The 12,091-nt window shown below is 73.2% G+C and carries 12 protein-coding genes; 7 read left to right on the top strand and 5 right to left on the bottom strand.

Annotated elements, in window-relative coordinates; translation table 11 throughout:
* Entirely contained in the window at positions 1-237 is a 237-nt protein-coding gene (locus B2P18_RS14195; protein ID WP_029211774.1) for a DUF3046 domain-containing protein, read from the bottom strand.
* 238 nt (positions 238-475) lie between these two features.
* Here B2P18_RS14195 and B2P18_RS14190 point away from each other — a divergent pair, with 238 nt between their 5' ends.
* The 7 genes from B2P18_RS14190 (at position 476) to B2P18_RS14160 (ending at position 8,710) form a co-directional block, all read left to right on the top strand.
* Positions 476-787: a WGxxGxxG family protein gene (locus B2P18_RS14190; protein WP_029211775.1), complete on the top strand. Its 312-nt coding sequence runs from the start codon at positions 476-478 to the stop codon at positions 785-787.
* Between the two features lie 66 nt (positions 788-853).
* Positions 854-1,243: a WGxxGxxG family protein gene (locus B2P18_RS14185; RefSeq protein WP_029211776.1), complete on the top strand. Its 390-nt coding sequence runs from the start codon at positions 854-856 to the stop codon at positions 1,241-1,243.
* Positions 1,244-1,375: 132 nt separating this feature from the next.
* Positions 1,376-6,265 (top strand): ATP-dependent helicase, encoded by a 4,890-nt coding sequence (locus B2P18_RS14180; RefSeq protein ID WP_286961314.1) that lies wholly within the window; start codon positions 1,376-1,378, stop codon positions 6,263-6,265.
* A gap of 88 nt (positions 6,266-6,353) precedes the next feature.
* Entirely contained in the window at positions 6,354-6,887 is a 534-nt protein-coding gene (locus tag B2P18_RS14175) for a DUF488 family protein (protein ID WP_239264718.1), read from the top strand.
* 49 nt (positions 6,888-6,936) lie between these two features.
* Positions 6,937-7,338 carry a VOC family protein gene (locus B2P18_RS14170; RefSeq protein ID WP_019284558.1) on the top strand — a complete coding sequence of 134 codons (402 nt, stop codon included), beginning with the start codon at positions 6,937-6,939 and terminating at the stop codon, positions 7,336-7,338.
* A gap of 49 nt (positions 7,339-7,387) precedes the next feature.
* Complete coding sequence (locus B2P18_RS14165; RefSeq protein WP_029211780.1) at positions 7,388-7,789, top strand: VOC family protein; 402 nt, start codon at positions 7,388-7,390, stop codon at positions 7,787-7,789.
* A 54-nt stretch (positions 7,790-7,843) separates the two neighbouring features.
* Positions 7,844-8,710 carry a DNA-formamidopyrimidine glycosylase family protein gene (locus B2P18_RS14160; protein ID WP_019284556.1) on the top strand — a complete coding sequence of 289 codons (867 nt, stop codon included), beginning with the start codon at positions 7,844-7,846 and terminating at the stop codon, positions 8,708-8,710.
* A 175-nt stretch (positions 8,711-8,885) separates the two neighbouring features.
* On the opposite strand, the gene B2P18_RS14155 is transcribed toward B2P18_RS14160, so the two are convergent.
* The 4 genes from B2P18_RS14155 to rimO all read right to left on the bottom strand — a co-directional run bounded on the left by B2P18_RS14155 (position 8,886) and on the right by rimO (position 12,086).
* Entirely contained in the window at positions 8,886-9,227 is a 342-nt protein-coding gene (locus B2P18_RS14155) for a helix-turn-helix domain-containing protein (protein WP_286961312.1), read from the bottom strand.
* Positions 9,228-9,361: 134 nt separating this feature from the next.
* On the bottom strand, positions 9,362-9,844 hold the full coding sequence (locus tag B2P18_RS14150) for a CinA family protein (RefSeq protein WP_239264715.1): 483 nt from the start codon (positions 9,842-9,844) through the stop codon (positions 9,362-9,364).
* Entirely contained in the window at positions 9,841-10,449 is a 609-nt protein-coding gene (pgsA, locus tag B2P18_RS14145; RefSeq protein WP_019284554.1) for a CDP-diacylglycerol--glycerol-3-phosphate 3-phosphatidyltransferase, read from the bottom strand. Before pgsA ends, B2P18_RS14150 begins: the two co-directional genes overlap by 4 nt.
* Positions 10,446-12,086 carry a 30S ribosomal protein S12 methylthiotransferase RimO gene (rimO, locus tag B2P18_RS14140; RefSeq protein WP_286961310.1) on the bottom strand — a complete coding sequence of 547 codons (1,641 nt, stop codon included), beginning with the start codon at positions 12,084-12,086 and terminating at the stop codon, positions 10,446-10,448. The genes pgsA and rimO overlap by 4 nt, the downstream gene beginning before the upstream one ends.
* Positions 12,087-12,091: the final 5 nt, after the last annotated feature.

The raw sequence follows: 12,091 nt of genomic DNA, 5'->3' as shown, positions 1-12,091 counted from the left end.
TCAGTCCAGCGGTGCGTCGCGCCGCAGCGGGCGATCGCGTCCGAGCCGGCGGGACTCCGGGACCTCGAAGTCGTCGCACAGGGCCAACCAGACGGTGCGTGGCTGGACCCCGTCGGCGACGGCCTCGTCCGCCGTGCGGCTGCCGAGGCCGGAGATGCGGTGGTCGGCGGCCACGGTCGGGGCATAACCGGGCCCGAACTCCTCGTCCAGGAGCCGTCGGAGGTCGGACAGGCGCATCCGCACACCATGTCGCTCAGGTCACGAAGGTGCAACTCGCCACCCGAACGGCGTCACGCAAGCCGCGGTTCGCTCAGGAGTCGCCGAGCCTGTGACCAGCACGAGTACGCAGGGTGACCTGTTACACCTCGCGCAGACTATGACATGGATCGCATCCAACCTCCCGCATGAGCCTGCCCTCACCTGGCAAACATGAAGCAGTACAAAGAGCGAACGACCGTACGACGAAAGGAAAATCATGCGCCGCACCATGACCCGCCTGGGTGCCGCAGCCGTGATCGGAGCCGCTTCGGTCACTGCCGCTGCTGCCCCCTCGATGGCTGCTCAGCCTGCCCAGCACGCACCCAGCGTCACCGTCGTCGCCGCCGACGACAAGGTGGCCGACGACAACTCCGGCATGTGGGGCCTCGCCGGCCTCCTCGGTGCCCTCGGCCTTGCCGGCCTGCTCAAGGGCAAGCAGGCGGTCGACCAGCGTCGCGCCTCCGGCGCCACGCGTGCCACCTCGACCCAGGCCACCACGGCCAACCGGACCGACGACCGCTCTCACTGAGCAGTCCCCCTCCAGCTCCGTCGACGACACCGTCGACCCGCTCCCCGATCGAAAGGTTTGATCATCATGCGCAAGACCATCCTCACCGCCGTCGCCGCCACGGCCTTCGCCGTCGTCCCCGCGGGTGCCGCCATGGCCGACACGGCCACGCCCTCGCCGAGCACCTCGGTCACCACGACCACCACCACGACCGAGTCCGACAAGACCGGCCTGTGGGGCCTCCTCGGCCTGCTGGGCCTGGCCGGCCTGCTCAAGAAGAACAAGAAGCACGAGGTCCACACCGCTGACCACGTGGACCACCGCAACACCCGCACCGAGCACGTGGGCACGCACCACGACACCAACGTCACCCACAGCAACGTCGACCGCGACACCGCGATCCGCACCACCGACACCGATCGTGACGGCCTCGGCGGCACGCGTCGCGACGGCCTGGGTGACGACACCCGCCGCTGACACGAGCACGGGCACCACGCCCGAGCGCAGCACCATCGAGGAGGTCCCCGGCCGGCTGGTCGGGGACCTCCTCGTCGTCGCGCCGTGGGCAGCAGGGGTATGTCGGACCCCCGTGGCACTCTTGGACGCACCATGACCAGCGACGTCCTCGACCGCTTCTCCCCCGCCACCCGCGCGTGGTTCCGGAGCAGCTTCCCCGCGCCCACCCCGGCCCAGACCGGAGCGTGGGAGGCCGTGTCGACCGGTCAGCACACCCTCGTCGTCGCCCCCACCGGGTCGGGCAAGACCCTGGCCGCGTTCCTGTGGGCGCTGGACCAGGTGGGAGCGACCCCGCCGCCCGAGGACCCCCTGCGCCGCTGCCGCGTCCTCTACGTCTCCCCGATGAAGGCGCTCGCCGTCGACGTCGAGCGCAACCTCCGCTCGCCCCTGGTCGGCATCGAGCACGCCGCTCGCAGGCTGGGCGTCCCGCCCCCCGAGGTGACGGTGTCGGTGCGCAGCGGGGACACCCCGGCCGCCGACCGCCGCGCCTTCCAACGCCGCCCGAGCGACGTGCTGATCACCACCCCCGAGTCGCTCTTCCTGCTGCTCACGTCCGCCTCGCGAGAGAGCCTGCGCGGGGTCGAGACGGTGATCCTCGACGAGGTCCACGCCGTCGCCGGCACCAAGCGCGGGGCCCATCTCGCCCTGTCCCTCGAGCGCCTCGACGCCCTGCTGGACCGTCCCGCGACCCGCGTCGGCCTGTCGGCGACCGTGCGCCCGGTCGAGGAGGTGGCGCGCTACCTCGCGGGCGGTCGGCCCGTCAGCGTCGTCCAGCCCCCCTCGACCAAGGAGTGGGACCTGCAGGTCGTCGTGCCGGTCCCCGACCTGGCCGAGCTCGGAGCCGCCGCGCCGGTCGACCTCGACGGACCCGGCGACACGGACCCGCGCCGGGCCGCCTCGGTGTGGCCCCACGTCGAGGAACGCATCGTCGACCTCGTCGCCCAGCAGCGCTCGACCCTCGTCTTCGCCAACTCACGACGGCTGGCCGAACGCCTCACCGCACGTCTCAACGAGCTGTGGGAGGAGCGGCTCTCGCCCGCCGAGGAGGAGGAGGACGGCCGTGTGCCGGAGCCCGCCGAGGAGGAGGAGGACGGCCGTGTGCCGGAGCCCGCCGCCATCGCCCCGGACGGTCTGCCCGCCCCTGCCCGTCTCACCCACGGCACCCCCGCGCACCTCATGGGGCAGGCCGGGCAGAGCCACGGCGCCGCACCGGTGCTGGCGCGGGCCCACCACGGATCCGTGAGCAAGGAGCACCGCCAGGAGATCGAGGAGGCTCTCAAGTCCGGCCACCTGCCCGCCGTGGTCGCCACCAGCTCGCTCGAGCTCGGCATCGACATGGGCGCGGTGGACCTCGTGGTCCAGGTCGAGAGCCCCCCGAGCGTGGCCAGCGGCCTGCAGCGTGTCGGCCGCGCCGGGCACCAGGTGGGGGCGGTCTCCCGGGGCGTGTTCTTCCCCAAGTACCGCGCCGACCTGGTCCAGACCGCCGTGGTCATCGACCGCATGCGCGCCGGCGCGATCGAGGCGCTGCGCATCCCCGCCAACCCCGTCGACGTCCTCGCCCAGCAGATCGTGGCCATGTGCGCGCTGGACGACTGGACCGTGGGCGACGTCGAGCAGCTGGTCCGGCGAGCGGCGCCCTACGCGTCCCTGCCCCGGTCCGTCCTCGAGGCCACCCTCGACATGCTCGCCGGGCGTTACCCCAGCGACGAGTTCGCCGAGCTGCGGCCCCGGATCGTCTGGGACCGCGTCGCCGACACGGTGTCCGGTCGTCCCGGTGCGCAGCGGCTGGCCGTCACCAGCGGCGGGACCATCCCCGACCGCGGGCTGTATGCCGTCATGCTCGCCACCGGCGACGGACCCGGCCGACGGGTGGGTGAGCTCGACGAGGAGATGGTCTACGAGTCGCGGGTCGGCGACGTCTTCACCCTCGGCTCGACCGCCTGGCGGATCGAGGACATCACGCACGACCGGGTGCTCGTCACCCCGGCCCCGGGCCAGCCCGGGCGGCTTCCGTTCTGGAAGGGCGACCAGCTCGGGCGCCCGGCCGAGCTCGGTGCGGCGGTGGGGGCACAGCTGCGCGAGCTCTCCCGGCTGCCACGGGAGGACGCCATACGACGGCTGTCCGACGGCGGGCTGGACGCCTGGGCGGCCGACAACCTCGTCGACTATCTCGGCGAGCAGCGCGAGGCGACGGGCGTGGTGCCCGACGACCGGACCGTCGTCGTGGAGCGCTTCCGCGACGAGATCGGGGACTGGCGGATCGCGATCCACTCCCCCTACGGCCAGCAGGTGCACGCGCCCTGGGCTCTGGCCGTGGCGGCCCGCTTCCGCGAGCGGTTCGGCTACGACGTGCAGGCGATGAACGCCGACGACGGCATCATCCTGCGCCTGCCCGACCTCGACGATGCGTTCGACGGGCACGACGGGCCGGACGGGGATGCTGGCGACGTCTCGGGCTGGACCCGCGAGATCGTCGACCTGATCACCCTCGACCCGGACGACGTGCGGGCCCTCGTGACGGCCGAGATCGGCGGCTCCGCCGTGTTCGCCGCGCGGTTCCGGGAGTGCGCCGCCCGCGCCCTGCTGCTGCCGAGGCGGCAGCCCGGCAAGCGCCAGGCCTTGTGGCAGCAGCGGCAGCGCTCCGCCCAGCTGCTCGAGGTGGCCAGCCGCTACCCGTCCTTCCCCATCGTGCTCGAGGCCGTGCGCGAGTGTCTCCAGGACGTCTTCGACGTCCCCGGCCTGATCGACCTGATGACGCGCGTCCGGTCGAGGGACGTCCGCGTCGTCGAGGTCGAGACGCCCACGCCGTCGCCGTTCGCCAAGAGCCTGCTGTTCGGCTACGTCGCCCAGTACCTTTACGAGGGCGACTCCCCCCTGGCCGAGCGCCGGGCCGCCGCGCTCTCCCTCGACGCCGACCTGCTGTCGGACCTGCTCGGCCAGGACGCTGGCAGCTCCTTGCGGGACCTCCTGGATCCCGAGGTCATCACGGCGACGGAGGCCGACCTGCAACGACTCTCGCCGGGTCGACGGTGCCGGGACGCCGAGGGTGTCGCCGACCTCCTGCGCGTCGTGGGGCCGTTGACGACCCCGGAGGTCGCGGCACGCTGCGCCGTCGTCGACGAGGACGCCTACCCGGACGAGGGGCAGGCCGCGACCTGGCTGGAGGCACTCGAGTCGGCACGCCGCGTCGTGCGGGTCCGCATCAGCGACGAGGAGCGCTGGGCCGTCGTCGAGGACGCAGGTCGGCTGCGTGATGCGCTCGGGGTGGCCGTGCCTCCGGGCATCGCCGACAGCCTGCTGGACGGCGGCGACGACCCGCTCGGGGGGCTCGTCCATCGTTACGCGCGCACCCACGGGCCGTTCACGGCCGCGGCCGTCGCCGCGGCCTTCGGCCTCGGCACCTCGGTCGCCACGCACGCCCTGGCTCGTCTGGTAGGCCGCGGGCAGCTCGTCGAGGGGGAGCTGCTGCCCGAGCAGCTCGGTGGTGGCCAGCACGGGATCGAGTACTGCGACGTGCAGGTCCTGCGCACGCTGCGGCGCCGCTCGCTGGCCGCGTTGCGCGCCGAGGTCGAGCCGGTCCCGGTCACCGACCTGGCGCGCTTCGTGCCCGCCTGGCACGGCATCGGCGACCGGAGCCGCGGCGTCGAGGCCGTGGCCCGGGTCGTGGAGCAGCTGGCCGGGGCGCGCCTGACGGCCAGCGCCGTGGAGACGCTCGTGCTGCCGGCCCGCGTCCCCGACTACTCACCTGCCCTGCTCGACGAGCTGATGGCGACCGGTGAGGTGCTGTGGCAGGGCCACGGCTCGCTGCCGGGAGACGACGGCTGGGTCTCCTTGCACCTGGCCGACACCTCCCACCTGACCCTGGCCGCCCCCGGCCCGGACGCCGATCTCAGCGCCGAGCAGCTGGCGCTGCTCGAGCACCTGCGGCTGGGCGGGGCACACTTCGTCACCGGCCTCGCCGCGGCTCTCGGACGCGGCACCGACGCCACGGTCGTCGACGACCTGTGGGCCCTGGTCTGGGGTGGGCACGTCACCGGCGACACGTTCACCGCCGTGCGGGGCCTGCTCGACGGTGGCCACACGGCGCACAAGCCGCGCCGCAGCGGACCTCGGTCCGGACGCGGCGGGCGGCGAGGCACGCTCGGCACCCTGCGCGGGGGCGGTCCACGCAGCGGTCTGGCTCGGCCCGCCTCCGCCGTCCGCATCACCGACCCTCGCGGCGTCGGACGCTGGAGCGTCCTGCCGGCCACCGAGACCGACGCGACCGTCCGCGCGTGGGCCCAGGCGGAGCTGCTGCTCGACCGCTACGGCGTGGTCACCCGAGGCAGTGCGGTGGCCGAGGAGGTCGTGGGCGGCTTCGCCTCGGTCTATCGCGTCCTCGCGGCCGCAGAGGAGGCGGGCCGCGTCCGACGCGGCTACTTCGTGGAAGGTCTGGGCGGGTCCCAGTTCGCGACCGCGGGAGCGGTGGACCGCCTGCGCGCCGGCAGCCGGGTCCTGGACGACACGGCCGGTGGCCAGCAGGGCGCCGGCCTGCCGGCCAGCCCGCTCGCGCACCTCGGCGACGCCTGGTCGGTGAGCGCTCAGCGACGCGGCGCCCAGCCTGCGCGTCCCGCCCTGGTCCTGGCCGCCACCGACCCCGCCAACGTCTACGGCGCCGCGCTCCCCTGGCCGGAGCGTCCCGACGACGCCGGCAGGCATCGTCCAGCACGCAAGGCCGGCGCCCTCGTCGTCCTGGTCGACGGGCGGCTCGTGCTCTACGTGGAGCGGGGCGGCAAGACGCTGCTGTCCTTCAGCGAGGACCCCGCCGACCTCGGCGCTGCCGCCAAGGCCCTGGCCGACGTGGTGCATCGTGGGGCGCTCGGCAGGCTCAGCGTCGAGCGCGCCGACGGCGCCGCGCTCCTCGGGTCCGACCACCCCCTGGTCCAGGCGCTGGCCGACGCGGGCTTCCACCACACCCCCCGCGGGCTGCGGCTGCGCCGGTGACACCGTGGGACGACCGAGCAGAGCCGGCTCCACCGCTCGCGACGACGCCAGGATGGAGGCCGCACACGGGCTGGACAGGGCTCGGCGCATGACGATCTGGACCGTCGGGCACTCGACACGCCCCATCGAGGAGCTCGTCGGGCTGCTGCGCGAGCACGACATCACCCAGCTGGTCGACATCCGCACGGTGCCGGGGTCACGCCACAACCCGCAGTACTCCCAGAACGCCCTCGAGAGCTCGCTCCCGGAGCACGGAGTCCGGTACGTCTATCGCAAGGATCTGGGCGGCCTGCGCAAGGGGGTGCCGGAGTCGGTCAACGGAGCCTGGCGCAACGCGTCCTTCCGCGGCTACGCCGACTACATGCAGACGCCCGAGTTCGGTGCGGCGGTGGACGATCTCGTGGACCTGGCGGGCGAGCGCCGGACGGCCATCATGTGCGCCGAGGCCGTGCCCTGGCGGTGCCACCGCTCGCTCGTGGCCGACGCACTTGTGGTCCGCGGGGTGCAGGTCGTCGACATCATGGGCCCGGCCAGGACGAGCGAGCACACGCTCACCTCCTTCGCCCATGTCGAGGGCACCTCGGTCACCTATCCCACCTATCCCCCGGAGCGGCCCCGTTGATCGCGGCTACCGGACGCGAGCCGTCCGCAATCGTCGCTACGGTCCTGCCATGGACATCACCCCCAAGCTCGACCTCATCGTCCTGGACTGCCCAGACGCCCTCGAGCTCGGTCGCTTCTACGGCGCCCTGCTCGGCTACGAGCTGGAGGACGGCGCCGACCGCGACTGGGTCAACCTCGTCCCCCCGGGCGGCGGGGTCTCGAAGGACAACCCGGACGGGCGAGCGACACTGGCCTTCCAGCGCATCGACGACTACGTCGCCCCGACCTGGCCCGGTGGCGCACACCCGCAGCAGTTCCACCTGGACCTGAGCGTCCCTGCCATCGATGCCGCCGAGCCGCGCGTCCTCGAGCTCGGCGCACGGGTGCACGAGCACCAGCCCACGCAGGAGGGCGACTTCCGCGTCTACCTCGACCCAGCGGGTCACCCCTTCTGCCTCGTCCAGGGCTGATTCGACGCCGGCCCTCCCCTTCTGCCCGCTGGGTGTGTACGGTGTCCACATGAGCGCTCCCTCCCCCTACGTCACGTTCCCCGGCACGACCCGAGAGGCGCTCAGCGCCTACCAGCGGATCTTTGGCGGGGAGCTGAGCCTGCACACCCGCGGCGACCTCCAGCGCACCGACGAGCCCCTCGACGCGATCGGGCACGGCCAGCTGACCGGTCCGATCACGATCTTCGGGTCGGACGCAGCCGACGGCGAGGACCCCGTGCACACGACCGGCCTCATGCTGGCCCTGCTCGGTGCCGGCGACCCCGACACCTCGCGGCGATGGTTCGACGCCCTCGCGGACGGTGGCACCGTCGTCGACGACCTGCAGCGACGCCCGTGGGGCGACTGGGACGGGCAGGTGATCGACCGGTTCGGGCTGCACTGGCTGATCGGGTTCCAGCCCGACGCCTGAGCCCCGCGACGCGCCGGGCTCCCGGCATACGACCGGTCGTGCCAGGATCAGCCCATGCCCGAGGGAGATGCCGTATGGCGCACCGCCCGGCGCCTCCACCGGGCGCTGGCCGGGCGCGTGGTCACCGACTGCGACCTGCGCTGGCCCTCGCTGGCCACCGCCGACCTGCGGGGGCGCACCACGGTCGAGGTCGTCCCGCGCGGCAAGCACATCCTGCACCGGCTCGACGACGGGCTCACGCTGCACTCGCACCTGCGGATGGACGGGTCGTGGCGCACGCACGACCCCGCGCGGCTGACGCTGCGGCACCTGCGGGACACGGACGTGCGCGCCGTCGTGGGCTGCGAGACGGCCACGGCGATCGGCACCAAGCTCGGGATGATCGACCTCGTCCGCACGGCCGACGAAGGCCGCCTCGTCGGACATCTCGGCCCTGACCTGCTCGGCCCCGACTGGGACCCCGAGGTCGCCGTCACCAACCTGCTGCGCCGCCCGGACCGGCACATCGGGGCGGCGCTGCTCGACCAGCGCAACCTCGCCGGCGTCGGCACGATGTGGGACGCGGAGGTGCTGCACCTGGAGCGTGTGTGGCCGTGGACACCCGTCGGCGAGCTCGGCCCGGGCCAGCTGCGGGCCATCGTCACCCGGGTGCAAAGGTTGGTCGATGGCAGCAAGCTGCTCCGGCAGTCCACCTCGACAGGGTCGTTGGTGCCAGGTCAGGAGATGCTCGTCCACGGGCGCAGCGCCCTGCCCTGTCGGGGCTGTGGGGGGCCGGTCCGGCTGTCGCGCATCGGGGAGCCGCCGCAGGACCGGGCGATGTTCTACTGCCCGGTGTGCCAGGGCGGTCTGGGGCCGGACGACGACGGTCGACGGCAGCGTCCGCTCGGCGAGGGGCGGAGCGGGCCGAGCCGCAACGGATGATGCGGCGCTGGCCGGACGTCGAGCAGGCACCGCAGCAGAAACCGGCCGGGGTTGATCACATCGACCGGCCTCGGTCACATCGGCCTGGCGTGCGAAGGCCGGTCGATGTGACTACCTGGGGTAGGTCCATCAGCCTGGCGTGCGAAGGCCGGTCGATGTGACTACCTGGGGTAGGTCACGCCGCGGAGCGGGCGGTCGCCGTGGCCGGCTCGCGCTCGGACCCCACGCGCTCGGCCCCCACGCGCTCGGCACCCACGGGGAGGGGCACGGTCCGGGACATCCGCTCGGAGGCCGCGACCCGGGTGGACACGTCGCCGAGGACGACCGACAGGGGCACGTCCAGGGCGGCGCAGATCGAGGAGATTAGCTCGGAGGACGCTTCCTTCTCGCCACGCTCGACCTCGGACAGGTAGCCGAGGGAGACCTTGGCGGACGCCGACACGTCACGCAGGGTGCGACCGAGCGAGCGTCGGCGGTCGCGCAGGACCTGGCCCAGCTCACGACGCAGCAGGATCATCTCTCGCTCCCTTCTCACCCGCACGGACATCCGAGGCCCACGATAGCGTGCCCGCCCTGCGGCGGCCGTGCTGCCATGCGGTCGCCCCTCGGTCGGAGCAGCCCCGTCAGAGCACTCCCTGGACAACACCCGACTCAGCCGAGACGTTCCAGGGCTCGTCCGATGACGGTCTGCACCGTCGCGGCGCGGATCGCCGCGCGGTCCCCCGCGAGCGCCAGTCGCCACGACGCGCAACCGTGCTCGTCGGCCACGGCGACATAGACGGTCCCGACCGGTTCACCGTCGGCGGGGTCCGGTCCTGCCACTCCGGTGGTGGCCAGCCCGACGTCCGACCGGCAGACCCGACGCGCGCCCTCGGCCAGCTCCCGGACGACGTCGTCGTTGACCGCGCCCCGGGCCGCCAGCAGGTCCTCATCGACGCCCAGCACGCTCGCCTTGACGTCGTAGGCATAGGCGACCACCCCGCCACGCACCACGGCGCTCGCACCCGGCACGGTCACCAGCTCGGCGACCACGAGCCCGCCCGTGAGCGACTCGGCGGTGGCGACGGTCAGCCCGCGATCGGCCAGCCGGGCGATCAGCCGCGACGCCAGGTCCACCTCCCTGACCGCCGTCACACCCCGCCGCCGCGGCGCGCGTCGCGGCGCAGCCGGTGCGCGGCGAGGAGGTAGTCGACGCCGGTGACGACGGTGACCACGAGGGCCGCAGCCATGACGACGGCGCAGGCCCAGTGCCACAGGTCGTTGCCGGGCAGGACGTACATGCCGAGAGCGACGGCCTGCAGCATGGTCTTGAGCTTGCCGCCGCGGCTGGCCGCCATCACGCCGTAGCGGATGACCACGAAGCGCAGCAGGGTGATGCCGATCTCGCGCACGAGGATGACGATCGTCACCCACCACCACACGTCGCCGACCAGCGACAGGCAGATGAGGCCGGCGCCCATGAGGGCCTTGTCGGCGATCGGGTCCGCGAGCTTGCCGAAGTCGGTGATCAGGCCTCGAGAGCGCGCCAGGTCGCCGTCGATCTTGTCGGTGATCGAGGCCAGGACGAAGACACCCCAGGCCCACCACCGGTCGCTCGCGTCCAGACCGCCCTGGCGCATGAGCAGCCACACGAACACCGGGACGAGCAGGATGCGCAGCATGGTCAGCGCGTTGGCGATGTTCCAGTTGCTGACATGCCGCTGCGGAGCGCGTCCGCCGGGCGTGACGGGCGCGCTCACCGCTCCGCCCCCGGCTCCAGCGGCTCGGGTGCCTGCTGCGTCGGAGGCTCCGCCGGCAGCGGCTCTGCCACAGGCTCGGCCACGAGGTCGACGCCCTCGCTGGCCACCACCGTGGCGCGGACGAGGTCACCCACGCGAGGCAGGGTCGCGCCGTCGGCATACGACAGCAGGGTCACGCCGTCGACGTCGGGGCCCTGGAAGGGCGAGCGCCCGACCACCTCGACCTCGCCGCCGACACCCTGAACCTCCACCTCAGCGTCAGCACCAGCATCAGTGTCGCCAGCAGAATCGCCGTCCGCTCGCTCCACGGACTCGACCAGCACCTCGACCACGGACCCGACCCGCTCCTCGGCCCGCTGGGCCATGAGCTCGTCGACCAGCGACTGCACGCGGGCCACGCGCTCGGCGACGACGTCCTCGTCGACCTTGTCGGCGTAGCCCTCGGCCTCGGTGCCGTCCTCGTCGGAGTAGCCGAAGACGCCGACGACGTCGAGCCGCGCCGCCGTGAGGAAGCGCTCCAGCTCGGCCACGTCGTCCTCGGTCTCGCCGGGGAAGCCCACGATGACGTTGGACCGGATGCCGGCGTCGGGCCGGATCGCCCGGATCTGCTCGACCAGCGCGAGGAAGGCCTCGGTGGACCCGAACCGCCGCATCCGGCGCAGCACCGGCTCGCTGGCGTGCTGGAAGGAGATGTCGAAGTAGGGCACCACGGTCGGCACGGCGAGCAGCGTCTCGATCAGACCGGGTCGGATCTCGGCGGGCTGGAGGTAGGAGACGCGGATGCGCGGAAGCCCCTCGACCTCGCCGAGCGACTCGACCAGGGACTCGAGCAGCCGCAGGTCACCGAGGTCCTTGCCGTAGGACGTGGAGTTCTCGGAGACGAGGAAGACCTCGCGCACGCCCTGGTCGACCAGCCAGCGAGCCTCGGCCAGGACGTCGGCGGGGCGGCGGGACACGAACGACCCCCGGAAGGCCGGGATCGCGCAGAAGGCGCAGCGCCGGTCGCAGCCGGAGGCGATCTTGAGGGGTGCCCAGGGGCGCCCGTCGAGGCGACGGCGCACCACGCGCGGGCCGCTGTCGGGCGCGACGCCCTCGGGCAGGTCCGGCACCTGTGCGACGCCGTGGTGGACGGCGTCGGCGCCGTGGCCCGGCAGGGCGACACCCGTGGAGGCGGCCTGGCGGTCCACCGGGGACAGCGGCAGCAGGCGGCGCCGGTCGCCGGGCGTGTGGGCCTCGGGCGTGCTCCCCGCGAGGATGGCGCGCAGGTGCGAGCTCATGTCGGTGTAGGAGTCGAAGCCCAGCACCGCGTCGGCCTCGGGCAGCTGGTCGGCCAGCTCCTTGCCGTAGCGCTCGGCCAGGCAGCCCACGGCCACGACCTTCTGCGTGCGGCCGTTCTCCTTGAGGTCGGACGCCTCGAGGAGGGCGTCGATCGAGTCCTTCTTGGCCTGCTCGACGAACCCGCAGGTGTTGACGACGGCGACATCCGCGTCCCCGGCGTCCTCGACGAGGACCCAGCCCCCGTCGGCCAGTCGACCGGCGAGCTCCTCGGAGTCCACCTCGTTGCGCGCGCACCCGAGCGTCACGACCGCCACCGTCCGGGAGGGCTGCAGGTCGGTCTCGATCGGCTGGGAGGTCATGGGTC

This window comes from Arsenicicoccus sp. UBA2120, from assembly GCF_002330965.1.
GTDB classification, from domain to species: domain Bacteria; phylum Actinomycetota; class Actinomycetes; order Actinomycetales; family Dermatophilaceae; genus Arsenicicoccus; species Arsenicicoccus bolidensis.
This window is presented reverse-complemented; position numbering and strand designations above follow the sequence as displayed.

Coding starts and splice junctions, on each gene's coding strand:
- rimO (WP_286961310.1), bottom strand. CDS start 12,086: ATGACCTCCCAGCCGATCGAGACCGACCTGCAGCCCTCCCGGACGGTG.
- B2P18_RS14175 (WP_239264718.1), top strand. CDS start 6,354: ATGACGATCTGGACCGTCGGGCACTCGACACGCCCCATCGAGGAGCTC.
- B2P18_RS14170 (WP_019284558.1), top strand. CDS start 6,937: ATGGACATCACCCCCAAGCTCGACCTCATCGTCCTGGACTGCCCAGAC.
- B2P18_RS14155 (WP_286961312.1), bottom strand. CDS start 9,227: ATGATCCTGCTGCGTCGTGAGCTGGGCCAGGTCCTGCGCGACCGCCGA.
- B2P18_RS14165 (WP_029211780.1), top strand. CDS start 7,388: ATGAGCGCTCCCTCCCCCTACGTCACGTTCCCCGGCACGACCCGAGAG.
- B2P18_RS14160 (WP_019284556.1), top strand. CDS start 7,844: ATGCCCGAGGGAGATGCCGTATGGCGCACCGCCCGGCGCCTCCACCGG.
- B2P18_RS14180 (WP_286961314.1), top strand. CDS start 1,376: ATGACCAGCGACGTCCTCGACCGCTTCTCCCCCGCCACCCGCGCGTGG.
- B2P18_RS14185 (WP_029211776.1), top strand. CDS start 854: ATGCGCAAGACCATCCTCACCGCCGTCGCCGCCACGGCCTTCGCCGTC.
- B2P18_RS14195 (WP_029211774.1), bottom strand. CDS start 237: ATGCGCCTGTCCGACCTCCGACGGCTCCTGGACGAGGAGTTCGGGCCC.
- B2P18_RS14190 (WP_029211775.1), top strand. CDS start 476: ATGCGCCGCACCATGACCCGCCTGGGTGCCGCAGCCGTGATCGGAGCC.